Origin of the sequence: Sphingomonas sp. R-74633 (genome assembly GCF_013416555.1) — a bacterium.
In the GTDB taxonomy this organism is placed as follows: domain Bacteria; phylum Pseudomonadota; class Alphaproteobacteria; order Sphingomonadales; family Sphingomonadaceae; genus Sphingomonas.
Window position 1 is genome coordinate 202,195 of record NZ_JACCFG010000002.1, and the last position, 18,411, is coordinate 220,605.

Sequence of the window (18,411 nt, forward strand, 5' to 3'; positions counted from 1 at the left end):
CCTCCCCGAGCTTGTCTCGGGGAGGGGGACCATTCGCGCAGCGATGGGGGAGGGGCCAGCGCGGGAGCGACGGCAAACCGCCGCGCCCCTCCACCACGCCCTGCGGGCGCGGTCCCCCTCTCCCAGCGAGCTGGGGGAGGAATTACTAGTCCCCCGCCTTCACATCCTTGCCGTACATCACGGCCTTCAGGTTCATGAACTCGTGCATTCCCCACGGCCCGAGCTCGCGGCCATGGCCGGACAGCTTGACGCCGCCGAACGGCGCCTCGGGCGTCGAGGCGAGCAGCGAATTGACTGCGGTCATGCCCGACTGGATGTCCTTGGCGAAGCGCTCGATCTCGGCTTCGTCCTGCGTCCACACCGCGGAGCCGAGGCCATAGGGCACGTCATTGGCAAGCGTGATCGCCGCGTCGATGTCCTTGACCTTGTAGACCGCCGCGACAGGCCCGAAGATCTCTTCCTTGGCGACGTCGCACTCCGGATCCATGTCGGTCAGCACGCCCGCCGTCATCCAGGCGCCATCCCTGTCGATCTTCTCCGCGCCGAAGCGCAGCGTCGCGCCTTCGGCCACGGCGCGCTTCACCTGCTCGAGCACCGTATCGCGCTGGCCGACGCTGGAGAGCGGACCCATGCCCGTGTCCTTCTCCATCGGGTCGCCGATCTTGAGCGCCTTCATGCCGACCTCGAACTTGTCGAGGAACGCGTCATAGACATCGGCATGGACGATCATCCGCTTGGCGCAGATGCAGCTCTGCCCGGCATTCTGAACGCGTGCGGTCACCGCGGTCTTGGCGGCGAGGTCGAGATCGGCCGAGGGCATCACGATCAGCGGATCGGAGCCGCCGAGCTCGAGCACCACCTTCTTGAGCGCCCGCCCGGCAGCCTGCGCCACCTGTGCGCCAGCGCCTTCGCTGCCGGTGAGCGTCACCGCCACCACGCGCTTGTCGGCGATGATCGCCGAGACCTTGTCGGACTTGATCGGAAGGTTCTGGAACAGCCCGTCGGGCGCGCCCGCCGCGCTCACCATCTGCTGGATCAGCGCCGCGCAGCCCTGGACGTTCGAGGCGTGCTTCAGCAGCCCGACATTGCCCGCCATGATCGTCGGCGCGAGGAAGCGGACGACCTGCCAATAGGGGAAGTTCCACGGCATCACCGCCAGCACCGGCCCCATCGGCAGCCAGCGCGCTACGGCATGGCCGCCGCCGGCGGTCTGTACGGTGGTCGGCTCCAGATAGGCCGGGCCGTTCTTGGCATAATGCCGGAAGCCGGTGATGCACTTCTCCACCTCGGCCACGGCAGAGGCGAGCGTCTTGCCCATCTCGCGCGTCGCGGTTTCGGCTAGGTGCTGCTTGTTGGCTTCCCAGGCATCGGCGATCTTGCCCAGCAGCTCGGTCCGCTGCTCCAGCGTCGAATCGCGCCACGAGCGAAAACAGGCATCGGCGCGCGCCAGCGCCATCTCGATCCCGTCGGCGTCGAGCTCGTGATAGGTCTCGACCGTTTCGCCGGTGGCGGGATTGATGCTGGTGAACATGCGCGCGTCTCCTGGGGACTGGTCAGCGATAACGCGGAGTTGGGGAGCAAGGTGCCCGGTTGCAATCGCAGGGCGCCCCGGCGCATAGCAAAACCATGGTAGAAGAAGCGGACGTCACTGCGCTCTCGTTCGAGGAAGCGCTCAAGGAACTGGAGCGCATCGTCGCCCGGCTGGAGAGCGGCGAGGCCCAGCTCCAGGAGGCGATCGACCTGTACGAGCGCGGCGACCAGCTGCGCCGGCAATGCGCCGCGCGGCTCGACGCCGCCCAGGCGCGCATCGAAGCGATCCGCACCGACGCCGAGGGTCGCGCGGCGGGCACCGCGCCCTTCAACGCCGGCTGAGCCAGCCCGTGGCGCATGCCTCCCTCGCGCTGCAGTCGGCGCTCAAGCAGGTCTCGGCGGAGATGGACCGCCAGTTCGACCTGTTGCTCGAGATTCCGTCCGATCCGCGCGAGGGCCTGTACCGGGCGATGCGCCATGCCGCGATCGGCGGCGGCAAGCGGCTGCGGCCGCTGCTCGTCTCCGCCACCGCCCAGCTGTTCGGGGTCGACAAGACCTGCATCGCCCGCACCGGCCTCGCGCTCGAATGCATCCATGTCTATTCGCTGATCCATGACGACCTGCCGGCGATGGACGATGACGACATGCGCCGCGGCAAGCCGACCGTGCACCGCGAATTCGACGAGGCGACCGCAATCTTGGCGGGCGACTGCCTCCACGCGCTCGCCTTCGAAGTGATCGCCGACGAGCGCACGCATCCCGATCCCTTTGTCCGCATCGAACTGTCGGGCACGCTCGCCATAGCCGCCGGCCCGGCGGGCATGGCGGGTGGGCAGATGATGGACCTGGAGGCCGAGAAATCGAGCTTCGACCTGGCCACCGTCACCCGCCTTCAGGCGATGAAGACCGGCGCGCTGATCAGCTGCGCGGTGGAGAGCGGCGCGATCCTCGGCCGCGCCCAGGCAGAGGCGCGCACGGGGCTGCGCGGCTATGCCCGCGACATCGGCCTCGCCTTCCAGATCGCCGACGACATCCTCGATGCCGAGGGCGACGAGGCGCTGGTGGGCAAGAAGCTCCACAAGGATGGCGAGGCGGGCAAGGAGACCTTCCTCTCGCTGCTCGGCATGGACCGCGCCAAGGAACAGGCCCGCATGCTCGTCGACCAGGCGATCGCGCATTTGAAGCCCTATGGCGCCGAAGCCGATCTGCTGCGCGACATCGCCCGCTACACGCTCGAACGCGACCGCTGACTTAATCTTGCCGTCATCCCGGGGGAGGAAGGCTTATGACTACGCGCACCGGCGTCTATCCCGGCACCTTCGATCCGATCACGCTCGGCCATATGGACATCATCCGCCGCGGCGCGAAGCTGTGCGACCGGCTGGTGATCGGCGTGACCACCAATCCTTCCAAGAACCCGATGTTCACCATCGAGGAACGCATGGAGATGGTGAAGCGCGAGGTCGCCGACATCGCGGGCGAGATCCATGTCGTCAGCTTCGATTCGCTGCTGATGGACTTTGCCGAGCGCGAGGGCGCCAGCATGATCGTCCGCGGCCTGCGCGCCGTCGCCGATTTCGAATATGAGTATCAGATGGCGGGGATGAACCAGCAGCTGAACAGCCGGATCGAGACGGTCTTCCTGATGGCCGATGTCTCGCTCCAGCCGATCGCCAGCCGCCTGGTCAAGGAGATCGCGCTCTATGGCGGCGATATCCGCAAGTTCGTGCCCTCTGCAGTCAACGCCGAAGTGGCGGCGCGCGTCGCCGCGATCGGTCGCAAAGGGAGTGGTTGAGCCCGCGCGATTGGGCTAGAGCCGCTGGTTGAGGGTGTATTCCGAGTGGGGAAATTGATGCGTTTGTTTGCCGCGATGGCCACTACGGCCGTGATGATGTTCGCCACGCCCGCCCTTGCCCAGGGCGGCGGAAAGGCGCCCAAGCCGGTCGCCGAGCCGCTCAAGGGCGTCAGCGCCGAGGATGTGAACAGCATCTATCCCGCCGTCGTGCCCGCCGATCCGGCCGAGACCTGGGTGCTCGACCTGTCGACCGGCGGCCGCGTGCTGATCCGCCTGCGCCCCGATGCCGCGCCCAAGATGGTCGAGCGCGTCAAGGAACTCACCCGCCGCCATTTCTATGACGGCCTGACCTTCCATCGCGTCGTCGACGATCCCTACAACATGGCGCAGGGCGGCGACCCCAAGGGCGACGGCACCGGCGATTCGGACCTGCCCAACGTGCCGGCCGAGTTCAACAACCTGCCGCACGTGCGCGGCACCGTCGCCGCCGCGCGCCGGGGTTCGCCGGACAACGCCACGCCCGAGCAGATCAAGGATGCCGAGAACAGCGCGAACAGCCAGTTCTACATCATGATGGCGCCGAAGCTGGCCTTCGATCACGACTATACCGTGTTCGGCCGCGTCGTCGCGGGCATGACCTGGGTCGACAAGATCGAGCGCGGCGAGCCGCCGGCGAACCCGACCAAGATCGTCCACGCCTATATCCAGTCGGACAACCCGCCGCCTTATTCGAACCTGCCGGCCGATGCGCCCAAGGCGCTGCCTGCAGGCGAAGTGAAGGCGACGCTGCCGCAATAACCTGCGCGCCAGCCGACGTACCGAAGTGAATGTAGACCTTTTCGATTTCGAGCTTCCGAACGACCGGATCGCGCTGCGCCCCGCGGCACCGCGCGATTCGGCGCGTCTGCTCGTGCTCGACGGCGCCGAGACGCGCGACCTTCACGTCAGTGACCTGCCCGGCCAGCTGCGCGCCGGCGATTGCCTGGTATTCAACGACACCCGCGTGATCCCCGCCCAGCTTGAGGGCATTCGCGGAGAGGCGAAGATCGGCGCGACGCTCCACAAGCGCGAAGGAACGCGCCGCTGGCGCGCCTTCATCCGCAACGCCAAGCGGCTGCGCGACGGTGACGTAGTGGATTTCGGCGCGGGCGTTCTCGCCACCGCCGGCGACCGCGCCGAAGACGGCAGCTTCGCGCTCGACTTCCATGGCGACGAGCCGGTCGAGCTGCTGCTCGAACGCTGCGGCCGCATGCCGCTGCCGCCGTACATCGCCTCCAAGCGCCCGACCGACGCGCGCGATGCCGACGACTATCAGACGATGTTCGCCTCCGAGCCCGGCGCCGTCGCCGCCCCCACCGCGGCGCTCCACTTCACCCCCGAGCTGCTCGCGGCGCTCGACGCGGCCGGCGTCGGCCACACGACACTGACCCTCCATGTCGGCGCCGGCACCTTCCTGCCGGTCAAGGCCGAGGACACCGAAGACCACAAGATGCACGCCGAATGGGGCCGCATCGACCAGGCGACGGCGGACCGCCTCAACGCCGTCCGCGCCGCCGGCGGCCGAGTGATCGCGGTCGGCACCACCAGCCTGCGCCTGATCGAAAGCGCCGCGGGCGACGACAACGTCATCCGCCCCTTCGAAGGGGACACCGCGATCTTCATCACCCCCGGCACGCGCTTCAAGGGTGTCGACGGGTTGGTCACCAACTTCCATCTGCCGCGCTCGACGCTGTTCATGCTGGTGTCGGCGATGATGGGGCTGGAGCGGATGCAGGGCGCCTATGCCCATGCCATCGCCAACGGGTACCGTTTCTACTCCTACGGGGATGCGTCGCTGCTGCTCCCCTGAGCCCGCGGCCCCATCTACGCCACAGATTGCGGCTTGGGTGCGTGCGCGGCACTGTCTGGTCTTCGCCGCGAATCGGGAAGGATTCTCATGCGTTTGTTGTTCGCCCTCGCGGCTCTGATCGCGACGCCCGCCTTTGCGCAGGACCGCGTCGCGATACCGGCGCCTCCGGCGAACGACGCCGTGGCGATCGGCACCAGCACGCGCGAGCAGCCCGCGTTCACCGTGATTGTCGAGCCGGTGGCGATGATGATCGCCGGCTTCGATGCGAATGGCGACGGCAAGGTGACGCGCGCCGAATTCGATGCCGGCCTCAAGCACGCCTTCGACGACGCCGACCCCCGCCACCAGGGCTGGCTCGGCTATATCGCCTATTCGGACTGGCAGGAGCGCTGGATGGGCGACCGCAACACCGTGCCCAGCCCCTTCGAGATGGACCGCGACGGCGACAACAAGATCAGCTTCGCCGAGATCGCCGAGCGCTTCGACCTACTCTTCTCCCGCTTCGATGCCGACAAGAACGGCGTGATCGAGCGCAAGGAGCTGGTGACGATCCGCCCGCAGCTCGGCCCCGGCCCGGGACGCGGCAAGAAGGGCGAGCGTCGCCCGAATTGATGCGATTCATGTCCTAGCATCTCATGCCGGGACGCGGCTAAGAATGGCGAACATGGCCGCGCATCACGACCACAATCACGCCCATCACGGTCATGGCCATCACGGCCATAGCCACGCGCCTGCGGACTTCGGGCGCGCCTTTGCCATTGGGACGGCGCTGAATCTCGCTTTTGTCGCGGTCGAAGGCGCGGCCGGGTTCCTCACCCATTCGATGGCGCTGCTGGCCGATGCCGGACACAATCTGTCCGACGTGCTCGGGCTGCTGATCGCCTGGGGCGGCGCCGAGCTTGCCAAGCGCCCGGCCTCGCGCCGCTTCACCTATGGGCTGCGCGGCTCCTCGATCCTCGCGGCGCTGACCAATGCGGTGCTGCTGTTCGTCGCCGTCGGCGCGATCCTGCTCGAGGCGATCCAGCGCCTTCAAGAGCCGCGCGACGTACCCGGGCTTACGGTGATGCTGGTCGCGGGGGTCGGCATCGTCATCAACCTCTCCACCGCATTGCTGTTCGCGCGCGGACGCGACGGCGACGTCAATATCCGCGGCGCCTATCTCCACATGGCGGCGGATGCGGCGGTCTCGGCAGGCGTGGTGATCGGCGGCGGGCTGATCCTGTTCACCGGCGCCGAATGGATCGACCCGGTGATCAGCCTGGCCATCGTCGCGGTGATCCTGTGGAGCAGCTGGGGGCTGTTCACCGAATCGCTGACCATGGCGCTGCAGGCGGTGCCCAAGGGGATCGACCCCGAGGCGGTGGAACGCGCGCTGGCCGCGCTGCCCGGCGTCGCGCGCGTCCATGATCTCCATATCTGGCCGATGAGCACCACCGAGGCGGCACTTACCGCGCATCTGGTGATGCCAGGCGGGCACCCGGGCGATGCTTTCCTCATCGCACTGCAACATCGGCTGGCGCACGACTTCAGGATCGATCATACGACGGTTCAGATCGAATTGGGGGACGGCGCGGAATGTCGGCTGCACGGGAATGGACACGCGCATGAGTGATGCCGCGCCCATCCGGCTCGTGATCTTCGATTTCGACGGCACGCTTTCCGACAGCGGGGACTGGTTCCTCTCGGTCGTCGACGAGCTCGCCCGCAAATACAAGTTCCGCACCGTCCAGCCCGACCAGGTCGACATGCTGCGCCACAAGAGCTCGCGCGAAGTGATCGAGTTTCTGGGCATCTCAAAGTGGAAGCTGCCGCTGATCGCGCGCCATCTGCGCCGGCTGGTCGGCCAGAATGCGCATCAGATCGAGCTGTTTCCCGGCACGCCGGACCTGCTCGAGCAGATCGCCGCGACGGGCGTGCGAATCGCACTGGTCACCTCCAATGCCGAGGCGAATGCGCGCAAGATCCTGGGGCCCGAGCATGCCGCACGGATCGACCTGTTCGCCTGCGGCTCCTCGCTGTTCGGCAAGGCGCCCAAGTTCCGCCGGGTGCTCAAGAAGATGGGCATGAAGCCGCACGAGGTGCTGGCGATCGGCGACGAGACGCGCGACGTCGATTCGGCGCGCGAGGTCGGGATGCGCGTCGGGTCGGTGCTGTGGGGCTATGCAGCCGAGGAGCTGCTGATCGCGATGCAGCCCGACGTGCTGTTCCGCGCGCCGCAGGACATCATCGACTACGTCGCCGCGAATCGTTGAGCGCAGGCCCGGCCCACCGCCATCGTTGAACTGCGCCCCCCGGCCTGTAGAGTGCCGGGCATGAACCGTTTGCGTTGGACCTGGATCTGGCTGCCCCCGTTCGCGGGCGCGGCGAGCGTGCTGCTTGGCGCCTCAATCCCCTCCTTGCTGCTCGGCGTGGTGCTGATCGTCACCGTGCTCGCCGCGGTCCATCATGCCGAGCTGATCGCCCACAAGGTGGGCGAGCCGTTCGGCACCTTCCTCCTCGCGCTCGCGGTCACGGTGATCGAGGTCGGCCTGATCCTGACGCTGATGCTGCAGGGCAAGGCGGGCGCCGAGACGCTGGCGCGCGACACGGTGTTCTCGGCGGTGATGATCATCCTCAACGGGCTGCTCGGCGCGTTCATCCTGCTCGGCGCGCTGCGCCACCGCGAGCAGAGCTTCCAGCAGGTCGGCGTCAGCGCCTCGTTGGCGACGCTGTGCACGCTGACCGTGCTGACGCTCGTCCTGCCCAATTTCTCGTCCTCGGCCGGCCCCTATTATGCGCCATCGCAGCTCGCCTTTGTCGCGATCGTCTCGCTGCTGCTCTACCTCACCTTCGTCACGGTGCAGACCGTGCGCCACCGCGACTATTTCCTGCCCCCCGAGGAAGCGGCCGCCGACCTCGAGGCGCATGCGCCGCCGCCCGGCAATGGCGAGACGCTGCTCTCGGGCGCGATCCTGATCGCCTGCCTCGTCGAAGTCGTGCTGCTCGCCAAGGCGCTGGCCCCGGCGATCGAGGACGGTGTCGCCTCGGCCGGCTTGCCGCATGCCGTGGTCGGCGTGGTGATCGCGGCCTTGGTGCTGCTGCCCGAGAGCGTCGCGGCGGTGCGCGCGGCGATGGCCAACCGGCTCCAGACCAGCCTGAACCTCGCGCTGGGATCGGCGCTGGCGACGATCGGGCTCACCATCCCGGCAGTGGCAGTGCTGTCGCTGTTTCAGGGTCTGCCGCTGGCGCTGGGGCTCGATTCGCGGGGGATCGTGCTGCTCTCGCTGACGCTGCTGGTGACCACCCAGTCGCTCGCCACGGCGCGGACGACGGTCCTTCAGGGCGTGGTCCACCTCGTCATCTTCGGCGTCTTCGTCTTTACCACTCTGGTCCCCTAAGTTCGCCAAAGTGAGGGGGTAACGCGGTTTCTGCCTGTGTCGATATACTTGACTCAATCAACTATCTTGGGGCAACGTCCGGCCATGGACCAGGCCATCGAACAATTCCGCGCCTTCAACCGGGCGCATACCCGCTTCGCCGCGGTGCTCGCTCCGCACTATATGGACACCGAAATGGGCGTCGCCGAAGCGCGGCTGCTCTACGAGATCGCCAGGCGCGAGCCGGTGCTGGCCAGCACGCTGCAGGACGTGCTGGGTCTCGACGCCGGCTATGCCAGCCGCGCAGTGAAGCGATTCGAGGCGCGCGGCTGGATCGCGCGCGACCGCGGCGCCGAGGATGCGCGTCAGCGTCCGATCCTTCTGCTGCCAGCCGGGCGCGCGGCGTTCGACGCGCTCGACGCCGCCACCCGCGCGCACAGCCGCCGCCAGCTCGAGTCGCTCGGCCCCGGCGGCGGCGCGCTGCTCGGCCATCATCTCGCGGCGGCGCGTGCGCTGATCGAAGGCGGCGCCAGCGACTGGACGATCCGCACGCTCGCCCCCGGCGACATGGGCGCGATCGCAAGCCGCCAGGCGGTCTTCTATGCCGAGCACTATGGCTGGGGCCGGCCGATGGAATTGCTGCTCAACGACGTCACCACCGGCTTCCTGCGCGACTTCCAGCCCGGCCGCGAGCAATGCTGGGTGGCCGAGCGCGGCGGCGCGATGCTCGGATCGGTGATGCTCGCCGATGGCAGCGACGGCGTCGCCAAGCTGCGGCTGCTGTTTGTCGAGGGCCATGCGCGCGGGCTCGGCATCGGCGATGCGCTGGTCCGCCGCTGCGTCGAGTTTGCGCGCGACGCCGGCTACACCCGGCTCGAGCTATGGACGCACACGATCCTGGCGAGCGCGCGGCGCATCTACGCCGCGCAGGGCTTCGAACTGGTCGACAGCGCCGAGCACGGCATGTTCGGCGAGCCGGTTATGGGCGAGACCTGGTCGCTCGACCTCAGCCGAGATGCACTGCCAGCCACACCGTAGCGCGGTCCTTCGCGGTCCAGGCGACCCAGTGCTTCCGGCCCTTCTCGATCAGCAGATGATCGCCGGGCGCCAGCTCGACCACTGCTGAATCCTCGACACGGATTCCCGCCGCGCCTTCGAGCAGCAGCACCCATTCGTCCCAGTCCTGCTCCATCGGCTCGGCCTCGGGCGTTGCCTGGCCGCGCGAGACGATGCGTTCGATGCGGATACCCGGGCGCTTGAGCAGGTCGGTGAACGCCTCCATACGCTTCGCCGCCGGAAGCTTGCGCAGCAGGTTTTCGACCCTGGGCTTGAAGCGCGGCTTTGGCCTGGGTTTCGGCGCGGGCGCCGGCTTGGGCCTGGGCTGCGCCTTTAGCGAGCCCGCCGACTTGCTCCACGCATTGCTCGTCGCGCCGCGCAGATAGTCCTCGATCTCGTCGGCGCTGGCAGTGAGCGCATCCTTGTCGATCCCGAACACCGGCGCGTCGTCGCCGTCCTTCAGCCCGTACTTACCGAAGTCGCCGCCGGGCTTGCGCCGCCGCGAGGCGACGAGCTTCAGGCCGCGATGCCCGGCCATCTCGCGCAGCTTGTCGGTGATCTCGTTTGCCATGTTCCCTCGACTCGCGCGCCGGATCGCGCCAATGGCAACTCCCATGCCCCGTTTCGAGTTCACCATCCACGCCACCGACGGCAAGGCGCGCCTCGGCACGATCGCGATGCAGCGCGGCGAGATCCGCACGCCCGCCTTCATGCCGGTCGGCACCGCCGCCACGGTCAAGGCGATGAAGCCCGGCGACGTCCGCGCCGCCGGCGCCGACATCCTCCTCGGCAACACCTATCACCTGATGCTGCGTCCCGGCGCCGAGCGCGTCGCGCGGCTTGGCGGACTGCACAAGTTCATGGGCTGGGACCGGCCGATCCTGACCGATTCGGGTGGCTATCAGGTGATGAGCCTCGCGGATCTCACCACGCGCAGCGAGGAAGGCGTCGCCTTCAAGTCGCACCTCGACGGTTCGCGCCACATGCTCAGCCCCGAGCGCTCGATCGAGATCCAGCGGCTGCTCGGCAGCTCGATCACCATGGCGTTCGACGAGCTCGTCCCCACCACCTCGACCCGCGAGGTCCAGGCCGCGGCGATGGAGCGATCGATGCGCTGGGCCAGGCGCAGCCGCGACGCCTTCTTCGCCGACGCGCATTCGGAGCAGAATGCGATCTTCGGCATCCAGCAGGGCGCGCTCGACGAGGGGCTGCGCAAGGCTTCGGCGGATGCGCTGCTCGATGTCGGGTTCGACGGCTATGCCGTGGGCGGCCTTGCGGTCGGCGAGGGCCAGGAAGCGATGTTCGGCGTGCTCGACTTCGCGCCGGGGCAGCTCGACGCGGCCAAGCCGCGTTACCTGATGGGCGTCGGCAAGCCCGACGACATTGTCGGCGCGGTCGAGCGCGGGATCGACATGTTCGATTGCGTGCTGCCCACCCGCTCCGGCCGCACCGGCCAGGCGTTCACCCGCACCGGCCCGATCAACATCCGCAACGCCAAGTTTGCCGAAGACCAAGGGCCGCTCGACCCCGCATGCCCCTGCCCGGTCTGCGCCACCTGGAGCCGCGCCTATCTTCACCACCTCGTCCGCGCCGGCGAGATCCTCGGCGCGATGCTGATGACCGAGCATAATATCTGGTTCTACCAGGTGCTGATGCAGGACCTGCGCGACGCGATCGGCGAGGGGCGGTTGACCGAGGTCGCGAATAACTTCCGCGCTTCGTATCAGGTGGCGAAGGGCTAAGCCGGGATCGGCCTCAATCCTTATTTCCCCGGCGAAGGCCGGGGCCCAGTCTTGAAAGTCACGCGCCTTGGCGCGTCTTCGCCGCGCACGCTTAGTCTGGGCCCCGGCCTTCGCCGGGGAAAGCGGGCTGGTCTCGGCTAAGGTTAAAATTACCTTTACCATCAAGTGTTTCGCCTTGGCACACGGGCAAAACCGGGGGCGAAAACACCCCTGAAATCGGCTATTGCCGCGCATGGGCACGGGGCCCGGGTGGGGTTTGCACAGCTTGTTCTGGCGGCGTTTCTCGAAGATGCAGGCGCGCGGGATCGCAGCGGCGGTCCTCGTCTCGCTGGTCGGCGCCGGCTTCTCCGCCCAGGCGCTCGCCCCTGCGACGCCGCCCAAGCCCGATCCCAGGGCGATCGCGGTCGGCTATGAGGCCGAGGATCATTTCCCCGGTGCCGCCTTTTACTACGCCGTCGACGACGATGCCGCGGTGAGCGCGGGCACGACCGGCACTACCGCGCTGCCCGACATGCCGATCCCCGCCGATGCGGTGGATGCGCCGGTCGACGGATCGATCCAGCCCGCCCTTCCCTTCCACCTCGCCGGCAGCGGCGTGGACAAGGCGCGGGCGCTCCAGTGCCTGACCACGGCGATCTATTATGAAGCGGCGAACGAGCCGACCGACGGCCAGCGCGCGGTGGCGCAGGTGATCCTCAACCGCGTGCGCCATCCCGCCTTCCCCGCCACGGTGTGCGGCGTGGTGTTCCAGGGATCGGAGAAGCGCGGCTGCCAGTTCAGCTTCGCCTGTGACGGTGCGATGGCGCGGGTGCCGATGCGCTCGGCCTGGGAGCGCGCGGGCAAGGTCGCTGCCGCTGCACTGGCGGGGCAGGTGTTCGGCGCGGTCGGCGAGGCGACGCATTACCATACTTATGCGGTCACTCCGGCGTGGAACCGCAGCCTGGTGATGACCGGCGTGTTCGGTGCGCATTTCTTCCATCGCTGGAAAGGCTGGTGGGGAACCGCCAATGCCTTCCGCCAGGTCTATCGCGGCAGCGAGCCGCTGCCCGAGCCGCATGCCCGGGTCGACCTGGCCGTGGCGGCACCGCTGGTTCCGGTGCCTGCCGCCCTCGGCGAGCCGGCCCCTGCGGTCGCCACGCCGCGCGAAAACATCCAGCCGGCCTATGCCCAGAGCGGCGCGCTGCTCGGCGGCGCGGTCCTGCCCAGGCCGGTGCCGAGCGCCAGCCCGGCAAGCGACGATTCGCAGATCCTCGACAAGTGGAAGGACAGCGGCAAGCCGCTGCGCTGAGGGGTTGCCCCCAAACGGCAACGGGCCCCGCCTTGCGGCGGAGCCCGTCCTTGAGGTTCCCCCCAGGGGGGTCGGGAAAGGGGAACCCTAGCTTTTACCAGCGATGTTCGCGGTCATGCTTCTGGTAGTTGATCCGCGACGACAGCGCGTTGAAGCGGCGATCGAGGTCGCGGCGCTCGGCCATCGTGATGCCGGGGCGCGAGCGGCGATACTGGGCCTCGAGCCGGTTCAGGCTGGCGAACTCGCTGCGCAGGCGGGCAGCCTCGGTACGGCTCAGCTGTCCCGAGCGGATGCCCTGGTTGATGCGCATCTCGAGGTTCGCCTGGCGCGAATTGATCGACTGCCACGTCTGATAGGCGGGCGCGGGCGCGGCCATCGCGGCGGTCATCGGAACGGCCGAAGCGGCGATGCCAAGGCCTGCGAGCATCAGGGTAAACTTCTTCATCTCGTCTCTCCTCTTTACGAAACCGGGCCACCGGAGCGGCCTGAACACATTTATGGGGATGGGCTGTCGCAGCCTTGTCCCGGCACCTGTAGTTTTGTGTCGCAAACCGTCCCGACCGCGTCGGGTTCGTTCAGGTTCGGGGAAGCGAGTCCCTGGCGCGACAGGCCGTGGCGGGACGGCGGAATCGATTGATCGCGCCCGCGCCGTGCCCTAGATTCCGGTACGAAGAGGAGCGGGGAAGAGATGGCATTGTCGACTGCAGAACTGACGCTGGTCGAACAGCGCGTGACCAATGACGGGCCCAATATCGCGGTGGCCTATCTGCTCTGGCTGTTCCTGTGGTTCGTCAGTGGACACCGCTTCTATCTGGGCAGGCCGGTGTCGGCGATCTGCCAGATCCTGTCCTATTTCATCCTGATCGGCTTTGTCTGGCTGCTGGTCGACGCCGTGCTGATCCCCGGCATGATCCGCGAGAAGCAGGACGAGATCCGCCACGGCATGATGCGCGCGCTCGTCAGGGCCTGACGCGCCGCGTTGACGGCGGCATTATCTGCGATAGGCTGAAGGCTTCGGGGGGGAGCCACTGCATGCCGTATCGTCACGCCCAATGGGTATTGCTCGCGGTCTTTCCGCTGGCGGCGCTGGCCTTCTGGCCCGGCTATCTTTCCATCATCGGCACCGCACCGCTGAAGATGCACGCACACGGCGTGACGGCAACGCTGTGGCTGACGCTCCTCGTCGTGCAGAGCTGGAGCATCCATGCCGGGCGAAACGCGCTTCACCGCACGCTGGGCGCGGCGAGCCTGGTGCTGTTCCCGCTCTTCCTGGCCGGCGGCTCGCTGATCTTCCTCGGCATGGCGCAGCGTTATTCCGAGGGCAGCTCGCCCTTCTACACATTGTTCGCATCGCGGCTCGCGCTGATCGACCTGGTCTCGGTCGCTGCCTTTGCCGGCTGCTATTACGAGGCGCTGCGGCTGCGGCGGAAGACGCAGCTCCATGCGCGCTACATGCTGGCGACGGTGCTGTTCCTGCTCCCGCCGATCCTCGGCCGGCTGATGCCGATCCTGCCGCCGCTGGCGATCCACGGTCCGGCCGATTTCTGGAAGCTTGGCATCGGCTTCCAGCTTGCCAACGCGATCACCGCCGCGATCGCCTTCGCACTGGCGCTGCGCAGCGGGCGCCATCGCCGTCCCTTCTTCCTCGCCGGCGCGGCGACCTTGCTCGCGGCCTTGCTGTTCGAGTTCCTCGGCCCGCTGCCGGCGTGGAAATCGCTGTTCGTCCAGTTCGCGACGGTGCCGACATGGCCCTTTGCCTTCGCGGCGGGGCTGATCGGCGCGGGGATCGCCTATGCCGGGTGGACCGCCGGAAGGCGCCTCACGCCTCCCGAAGCCCCGGTCGCAGCCTGATCCCAAACCCCTGATTCTCAAAGCTTCCTGCCAAGGCCCCACAAGTGCGCCCGGCTCAGATCACGTCAACAAGTTTACATTGCAAACCTGTTGGCGTATTTCCCGAGTCGCGGGCGGAGTGTCGCCCCGGGAGATTCGCCATGACCACAAGCCAGATCGAGGCGCCCGATCGCCTCCATGCGCTCGATGCCGTGCGTGCCGGCGCATTGCTGCTGGGCGTTGCCTTTCACGCCTCGCTTTCCTTCCTCCCCGGCCCCCAGATCTGGATGGTGCGCGATGTCGAGAGCGCGGGCGTGCTCGACTTCTTCTTCGTCGCGCACATCTTCCGCATGACCGCCTTCTTCCTGATCGCCGGCTTCTTCGGGCGGATGCTGATCGAGCGCCGCGGTACCGGCGGCTTCATCCGTAACCGGCTGGGCCGGATCGCCCTGCCGCTGCTCGCCTTCTGGCCGGTCGCGATGAGCGGGATCATCGCCTCCTTCATCTGGGGCGCGGTGGTGATGAACGGCGGCACCCCGCCGGCCAATTCGCCCCCGCCGCCACCGATGACCGCGGCGACCTTCCCGCTCACGCATCTGTGGTTCCTCTATATGCTGCTCTGGCTCTACGCCGGCGCGCTGGCGCTGCGAACGCTGGGCAGGCTGATCGACCGCGACGGCAAGATCGTCGACGCCGCGATGCGGCTGCTCACCGCCACGCCGTTCGGCGCCGTGATCCTCGCCGCGCCGCTCGCGCTTGCGCTTGCCTGGCAGCCGATGTGGTTCGCCTGGGGCGGCATTCCGACCCCGGACAAGGGCTTCATCCCGAACGCCACCGCGCTGATCGGCTTCGGCACGGCGTTCGGCTTTGGCTGGCTGCTCCATCGCCAGCAGGACCTGCTCGGCAATCTGCGCCGCTGGTTTCCGGTCCATCTCGTCGCCGCGGTTGCGCTGACCGCTGCCTGCCTCTGGCAGCTCGGCGGCACCAGCTTCGTCACGCCGATGGCCGAGGGCGCCGCCAAGACCGCCCTGGCCGCCACTTATGCCCTGGCGGCGTGGAGCTGGACCTTGGGCCTCACTGGCGCGGCGCTGCGCTACCTCACCCGCGAGCGTCCGGCGGTGCGGTATGTCGCCGATGCCAGCTACTGGATCTACCTGGTCCATCTGCCGGTGGTGGCGGCGCTGCAGATACTGGTCTATCCGGTGCAGGCGCCTGCGCCGGTAAAGATGGCCATCGTTATCGGCGGCGCTTTCCTTATCCTGCTCGCCAGCTATCACCTGCTGGTCCGCCACAGCTGGCTGGGCAAGTGGCTCAACGGCCGCAAGCTTCCCTGGCGTTCGGCCAGGCCCGAGATGGAGATGCAGGCCGCATGACCGATCCGACCGAGAGCGCACGCGACGACCTGGCCTTTGTCCGCGCGCTGATGAGCGAGAGCGGACAGGTCCAGGACTCGCTCGGGCAAGCGCTGCTCGCCGCCGGCCTCAGCTACGGCGTGCAGTGCCTGATCCAGGCCTTCCTCGCGACGGGCATCGAGGTGCCCGTCGCCGTGCATCTGACAGTGGGGATCCTGCCAACGGTGATCTTCCTCGTCGCGATCATTCGGATCACCGTGCGCGAGCGCGGATCGAGCAAGCACAGCGTCGGCACCCGCGCGATCAACGCCGCGTTCGGCGGCGGCGGGCTCGCGGCGATGACGACCGCGCTGATCTTCGGCTTCCTCGCCTTCCGCACGCAGAATATGGGCACCTGGCTGCTCCACCCGATCATGATCTGCGTGGTGCAGGGCACGATCTGGTACATCGCCCACGCAGTGCGCCGGCGCGGGCTGTACGGGCTGGTCTCGGCGGGGTGGTTCGCCACGGCGCTGGTGCTGGCAGCGCTGCTCGGCATGGGCGGCCCGATCCCGGTCTTCCTGCTGGTGCTCGCGGCCGCGCTGCTCGGCCTGATGGCGCTGCCCGGCTATATCCTGATGCGCACCGCCCAGCGCCAGGCCTGATCTTCATGGCGCAGTTCGACATCGGCAAGATCGACGACGTGATTCACGGGCGCGTGCGCCTGGGGATCATGGCGTATCTCGTCGATGCCGAGGCGGCGGAGTTCAACGAATTGAAGGCGCTGCTCCAGGTGACGCAGGGCAATCTCTCGGTCCACCTCCGCAAGCTCGAGGATGCCGGCTATATCGAGATCGAGAAGAGCTTCATGGGCCGCAAGCCGCTCACCCGCGCGCGGATCACGCCGGCGGGACGCAAGGCGTTCGCGAGCTATCTGGAAGCATTGGGCAAGCTGATCGGCTAGGCCGCGATCAGCCGCTCGGCCTGCGCCCGCGCTTCGTCGGTGATCTCGGCGCCCGAGAGCATCCGCGCGATTTCCTCGCGGCGCTGGGCGGGATCGAGCGGCGTCACGCCGGTGCGGGTGACGGTTCCGTCATGGCTCTTGGCGATGAGGAGATGCTGGGCGCCGCGCGCGGCTACCTGCGGGCTGTGCGTCACCACCAGCACTTGGGCGCTGTCCGCCAGCCGCGCCAGGCGCTCGCCGATCGCGCTCGCCACCGCGCCGCCGACGCCGCGATCGATCTCGTCGAAGATCAGCGTGCGCGCGCCGCCCTCTTCGGCCAGCGCCACCTTCATCGCCAGGATGAAGCGCGACAGCTCGCCGCCCGACGCGATCTTGACCAAGGGCGCGAAGGGCGCGCCGGGGTTGGTCGACACTTCGAACTCGACCCGGTCCATGCCGAAGCTCGACCAGTTGGCCTCCGCCTGCGGCTCGACCACCGTGCGGAAGCGCGCCGCGTCTAGCTTGAGCGGCTTGAGTTCCCCCGCCACCGCCGCATCGAGCCGCGCCGCGGCCATGGTGCGATTGGCGGAGAGCGTCTTGGCGGCCTCGGCATAGACGCTGTGCGAAGTCGTGACCGCGGCTTCGAGCTTGGCGATCCCCGCCCCGCCGCTCGCGACCCGCTCGAGCTTGGCCGATAGCTCCTCGAGCAGCCCGGGCAGATCATCCGGCTGCACCCGATGCTTGCGCGCGAGCCCGCGCAGATCGAACAGCCGCGCCTCGTCGGCCTCCAGCGCGGCGGGATCGAAGGCCAGCGCCTCGGCGGCGGCATCGACCCGCTCCTGCGCCTCGGCCGCTTCGTTGATCGCACGGTCGATCGCTTCGAGCGCTTCGGCCAGCGCCGCATGATCCCCGGCGATCCGCTCGAGCACCCGCGCCGCCTGGCGCAGCTGGCTGAGGCCGCCATCGGACCCGTCGAGCAGCTCGGCGATACCCTGCAGGTCGCCCGCAATCTTCTCGCCGCGCTGCATCGAGGCGCGGCGCTCGGCCAGCGTCTCCTCCTCGCCCGCCTCCGGCGCCAGTGCGCGTAGTTCGGCGACGGCATGTTCGAGCCATTCGCGATCGCGCTCGGCGACATCCTGCTCAGCACGCGCCACCGCCAGCGCCGCCTCGGCGTCGCGCCACGCCTTGTGTGCGATCGCCACCGGCCCCGGATCGCAGCGCCCGAAGGCATCGAGCAGCGCCCGGTGCCCGCGCGCATTCAGCATGCCGCGGTCGTCATGCTGGCCATGGATCTCGACGAGATGCGGCGCCAGCTCGCGCAGCAGCCCCGCCGATGCCGGCTGGTCGTTGAGAAACGCCCGGCTGCCGCCATCGGCCTTGACGATGCGCCGCACGATCAGCGGTTCGCCCGGCTCGAGCTCGAGCCCGTTCTGGTGGAAGAGATTGGCGACTTCGCCGTCGCGCGCCGGCGGCTCGAAGCTCGCGGTCACCACGGCTTGCGCCGCGCCATTCCGGACCAGCCCGGTCTCGCCGCGCGCGCCCAGCGCCAGCCCCAGCGCATCGAGCAGGATCGACTTGCCCGCGCCGGTCTCGCCGGTAAGCACGCCGAGCCCCGCGCCGAACTCAAGGTCCAGCGCTTCGATCAGCACGACATCGCGTATGGCCAGCGCAGTCAGCATGCGCCCGTCCTA

General features: G+C 68.2%; 21 protein-coding genes. 17 read left to right on the forward strand and 4 right to left on the reverse strand.

What is annotated here, in order from left to right; translation table 11 throughout:
• Positions 1–145: 145 nt before the first annotated feature.
• On the reverse strand, positions 146–1,531 hold the full coding sequence (locus HZY97_RS07165; RefSeq protein WP_180142073.1) for an NAD-dependent succinate-semialdehyde dehydrogenase: 1,386 nt from the start codon (positions 1,529–1,531) through the stop codon (positions 146–148).
• Positions 1,532–1,626: 95 nt separating this feature from the next.
• Between HZY97_RS07165 and HZY97_RS07170 the strand changes: the two genes are divergently transcribed.
• The 10 genes from HZY97_RS07170 (at position 1,627) to HZY97_RS07215 (ending at position 9,568) form a co-directional block, all read left to right on the forward strand.
• On the forward strand, positions 1,627–1,872 hold the full coding sequence (locus HZY97_RS07170) for an exodeoxyribonuclease VII small subunit (RefSeq protein ID WP_180142075.1): 246 nt from the start codon (positions 1,627–1,629) through the stop codon (positions 1,870–1,872).
• A gap of 62 nt (positions 1,873–1,934) precedes the next feature.
• A complete protein-coding gene (locus HZY97_RS07175) occupies positions 1,935–2,780 on the forward strand; it encodes a polyprenyl synthetase family protein (RefSeq protein WP_257214977.1) in 846 nt (281 codons plus the stop codon).
• Between the two features lie 35 nt (positions 2,781–2,815).
• Positions 2,816–3,325, forward strand: a complete 510-nt coding sequence (gene coaD / locus HZY97_RS07180; RefSeq protein ID WP_180142079.1) for a pantetheine-phosphate adenylyltransferase — start codon at positions 2,816–2,818, stop codon at positions 3,323–3,325.
• 57 nt (positions 3,326–3,382) lie between these two features.
• Positions 3,383–4,123: a peptidylprolyl isomerase gene (locus tag HZY97_RS07185; protein ID WP_180142081.1), complete on the forward strand. Its 741-nt coding sequence runs from the start codon at positions 3,383–3,385 to the stop codon at positions 4,121–4,123.
• A gap of 25 nt (positions 4,124–4,148) precedes the next feature.
• Positions 4,149–5,174, forward strand: coding sequence for a tRNA preQ1(34) S-adenosylmethionine ribosyltransferase-isomerase QueA (gene queA / locus HZY97_RS07190; protein ID WP_180142083.1), 1,026 nt, complete (start codon positions 4,149–4,151; stop codon positions 5,172–5,174).
• An 87-nt stretch (positions 5,175–5,261) separates the two neighbouring features.
• Positions 5,262–5,786: an EF-hand domain-containing protein gene (locus tag HZY97_RS07195; RefSeq protein ID WP_180142085.1), complete on the forward strand. Its 525-nt coding sequence runs from the start codon at positions 5,262–5,264 to the stop codon at positions 5,784–5,786.
• Positions 5,787–5,838: 52 nt separating this feature from the next.
• Positions 5,839–6,786 carry a cation diffusion facilitator family transporter gene (locus HZY97_RS07200; RefSeq protein ID WP_180143129.1) on the forward strand — a complete coding sequence of 316 codons (948 nt, stop codon included), beginning with the start codon at positions 5,839–5,841 and terminating at the stop codon, positions 6,784–6,786.
• Entirely contained in the window at positions 6,779–7,426 is a 648-nt protein-coding gene (locus HZY97_RS07205; protein ID WP_257214947.1) for an HAD hydrolase-like protein, read from the forward strand. Before HZY97_RS07200 ends, HZY97_RS07205 begins: the two co-directional genes overlap by 8 nt.
• 60 nt (positions 7,427–7,486) lie before the next feature.
• Positions 7,487–8,551: a calcium:proton antiporter gene (locus HZY97_RS07210; RefSeq protein ID WP_180142088.1), complete on the forward strand. Its 1,065-nt coding sequence runs from the start codon at positions 7,487–7,489 to the stop codon at positions 8,549–8,551.
• An 84-nt stretch (positions 8,552–8,635) separates the two neighbouring features.
• The gene (locus tag HZY97_RS07215; RefSeq protein ID WP_180142090.1) at positions 8,636–9,568 is read left to right on the forward strand and encodes a helix-turn-helix domain-containing GNAT family N-acetyltransferase; all 933 of its coding nucleotides are present in this window, start codon (positions 8,636–8,638) and stop codon (positions 9,566–9,568) included.
• Here HZY97_RS07215 and HZY97_RS20915 read toward each other — a convergent pair.
• On the reverse strand, positions 9,537–10,157 hold the full coding sequence (locus HZY97_RS20915; protein ID WP_257214948.1) for a cupin domain-containing protein: 621 nt from the start codon (positions 10,155–10,157) through the stop codon (positions 9,537–9,539). The genes HZY97_RS07215 and HZY97_RS20915 overlap by 32 nt on opposite strands.
• Before the next feature lie 43 nt (positions 10,158–10,200).
• Between HZY97_RS20915 and tgt the strand changes: the two genes are divergently transcribed.
• Positions 10,201–11,328, forward strand: a complete 1,128-nt coding sequence (gene tgt, locus HZY97_RS07225) for a tRNA guanosine(34) transglycosylase Tgt (RefSeq protein ID WP_180142092.1) — start codon at positions 10,201–10,203, stop codon at positions 11,326–11,328.
• A 256-nt stretch (positions 11,329–11,584) separates the two neighbouring features.
• Positions 11,585–12,616, forward strand: coding sequence for a cell wall hydrolase (locus tag HZY97_RS07230; protein ID WP_257214949.1), 1,032 nt, complete (start codon positions 11,585–11,587; stop codon positions 12,614–12,616).
• Between the two features lie 94 nt (positions 12,617–12,710).
• Here the strand turns inward: HZY97_RS07230 and HZY97_RS07235 are convergent, their stop codons facing one another.
• A complete protein-coding gene (locus tag HZY97_RS07235) occupies positions 12,711–13,061 on the reverse strand; it encodes a hypothetical protein (RefSeq protein WP_180142094.1) in 351 nt (116 codons plus the stop codon).
• Between the two features lie 243 nt (positions 13,062–13,304).
• Between HZY97_RS07235 and HZY97_RS07240 the strand changes: the two genes are divergently transcribed.
• The 5 genes from HZY97_RS07240 to HZY97_RS07260 all read left to right on the forward strand — a co-directional run bounded on the left by HZY97_RS07240 (position 13,305) and on the right by HZY97_RS07260 (position 16,741).
• Complete coding sequence (locus HZY97_RS07240) at positions 13,305–13,586, forward strand: TM2 domain-containing protein (protein ID WP_180142096.1); 282 nt, start codon at positions 13,305–13,307, stop codon at positions 13,584–13,586.
• A 62-nt stretch (positions 13,587–13,648) separates the two neighbouring features.
• Positions 13,649–14,467 (forward strand): hypothetical protein, encoded by an 819-nt coding sequence (locus HZY97_RS07245; protein ID WP_180142098.1) that lies wholly within the window; start codon positions 13,649–13,651, stop codon positions 14,465–14,467.
• A gap of 140 nt (positions 14,468–14,607) precedes the next feature.
• Positions 14,608–15,819 (forward strand): acyltransferase family protein, encoded by a 1,212-nt coding sequence (locus tag HZY97_RS07250; RefSeq protein ID WP_180142100.1) that lies wholly within the window; start codon positions 14,608–14,610, stop codon positions 15,817–15,819.
• A complete protein-coding gene (locus tag HZY97_RS07255; RefSeq protein WP_180142102.1) occupies positions 15,816–16,442 on the forward strand; it encodes a hypothetical protein in 627 nt (208 codons plus the stop codon). Before HZY97_RS07250 ends, HZY97_RS07255 begins: the two co-directional genes overlap by 4 nt.
• Before the next feature lie 5 nt (positions 16,443–16,447).
• Positions 16,448–16,741 carry a transcriptional regulator gene (locus tag HZY97_RS07260; RefSeq protein WP_180142104.1) on the forward strand — a complete coding sequence of 98 codons (294 nt, stop codon included), beginning with the start codon at positions 16,448–16,450 and terminating at the stop codon, positions 16,739–16,741.
• On the opposite strand, the gene recN is transcribed toward HZY97_RS07260, so the two are convergent.
• On the reverse strand, positions 16,738–18,399 hold the full coding sequence (gene recN, locus HZY97_RS07265; protein ID WP_180142106.1) for a DNA repair protein RecN: 1,662 nt from the start codon (positions 18,397–18,399) through the stop codon (positions 16,738–16,740). The genes HZY97_RS07260 and recN overlap by 4 nt on opposite strands.
• Positions 18,400–18,411 lie beyond the last annotated feature (12 nt).

Bases quoted from the DNA above. Each gene is read 5' to 3' on its own strand.
- HZY97_RS07195 (WP_180142085.1), top strand. From the start codon at position 5,262: ATGCGTTTGTTGTTCGCCCTCGCGGCTCTGATCGCGACGCCCGCCTTT.
- HZY97_RS07245 (WP_180142098.1), top strand. From the start codon at position 13,649: ATGCCGTATCGTCACGCCCAATGGGTATTGCTCGCGGTCTTTCCGCTG.
- HZY97_RS07175 (WP_257214977.1), top strand. From the start codon at position 1,935: ATGGACCGCCAGTTCGACCTGTTGCTCGAGATTCCGTCCGATCCGCGC.
- HZY97_RS07200 (WP_180143129.1), top strand. From the start codon at position 5,839: ATGGCCGCGCATCACGACCACAATCACGCCCATCACGGTCATGGCCAT.
- recN (WP_180142106.1), bottom strand. From the start codon at position 18,399: ATGCTGACTGCGCTGGCCATACGCGATGTCGTGCTGATCGAAGCGCTG.
- HZY97_RS07210 (WP_180142088.1), top strand. From the start codon at position 7,487: ATGAACCGTTTGCGTTGGACCTGGATCTGGCTGCCCCCGTTCGCGGGC.
- HZY97_RS07185 (WP_180142081.1), top strand. From the start codon at position 3,383: ATGCGTTTGTTTGCCGCGATGGCCACTACGGCCGTGATGATGTTCGCC.
- HZY97_RS07215 (WP_180142090.1), top strand. From the start codon at position 8,636: ATGGACCAGGCCATCGAACAATTCCGCGCCTTCAACCGGGCGCATACC.
- HZY97_RS07205 (WP_257214947.1), top strand. From the start codon at position 6,779: ATGAGTGATGCCGCGCCCATCCGGCTCGTGATCTTCGATTTCGACGGC.
- tgt (WP_180142092.1), top strand. From the start codon at position 10,201: ATGCCCCGTTTCGAGTTCACCATCCACGCCACCGACGGCAAGGCGCGC.
- HZY97_RS07170 (WP_180142075.1), top strand. From the start codon at position 1,627: ATGGTAGAAGAAGCGGACGTCACTGCGCTCTCGTTCGAGGAAGCGCTC.
- HZY97_RS07255 (WP_180142102.1), top strand. From the start codon at position 15,816: ATGACCGATCCGACCGAGAGCGCACGCGACGACCTGGCCTTTGTCCGC.
- HZY97_RS07235 (WP_180142094.1), bottom strand. From the start codon at position 13,061: ATGAAGAAGTTTACCCTGATGCTCGCAGGCCTTGGCATCGCCGCTTCG.
- HZY97_RS07260 (WP_180142104.1), top strand. From the start codon at position 16,448: ATGGCGCAGTTCGACATCGGCAAGATCGACGACGTGATTCACGGGCGC.
- HZY97_RS07165 (WP_180142073.1), bottom strand. From the start codon at position 1,531: ATGTTCACCAGCATCAATCCCGCCACCGGCGAAACGGTCGAGACCTAT.
- HZY97_RS07250 (WP_180142100.1), top strand. From the start codon at position 14,608: ATGACCACAAGCCAGATCGAGGCGCCCGATCGCCTCCATGCGCTCGAT.
- HZY97_RS07240 (WP_180142096.1), top strand. From the start codon at position 13,305: ATGGCATTGTCGACTGCAGAACTGACGCTGGTCGAACAGCGCGTGACC.
- HZY97_RS20915 (WP_257214948.1), bottom strand. From the start codon at position 10,157: ATGGCAAACGAGATCACCGACAAGCTGCGCGAGATGGCCGGGCATCGC.
- coaD (WP_180142079.1), top strand. From the start codon at position 2,816: ATGACTACGCGCACCGGCGTCTATCCCGGCACCTTCGATCCGATCACG.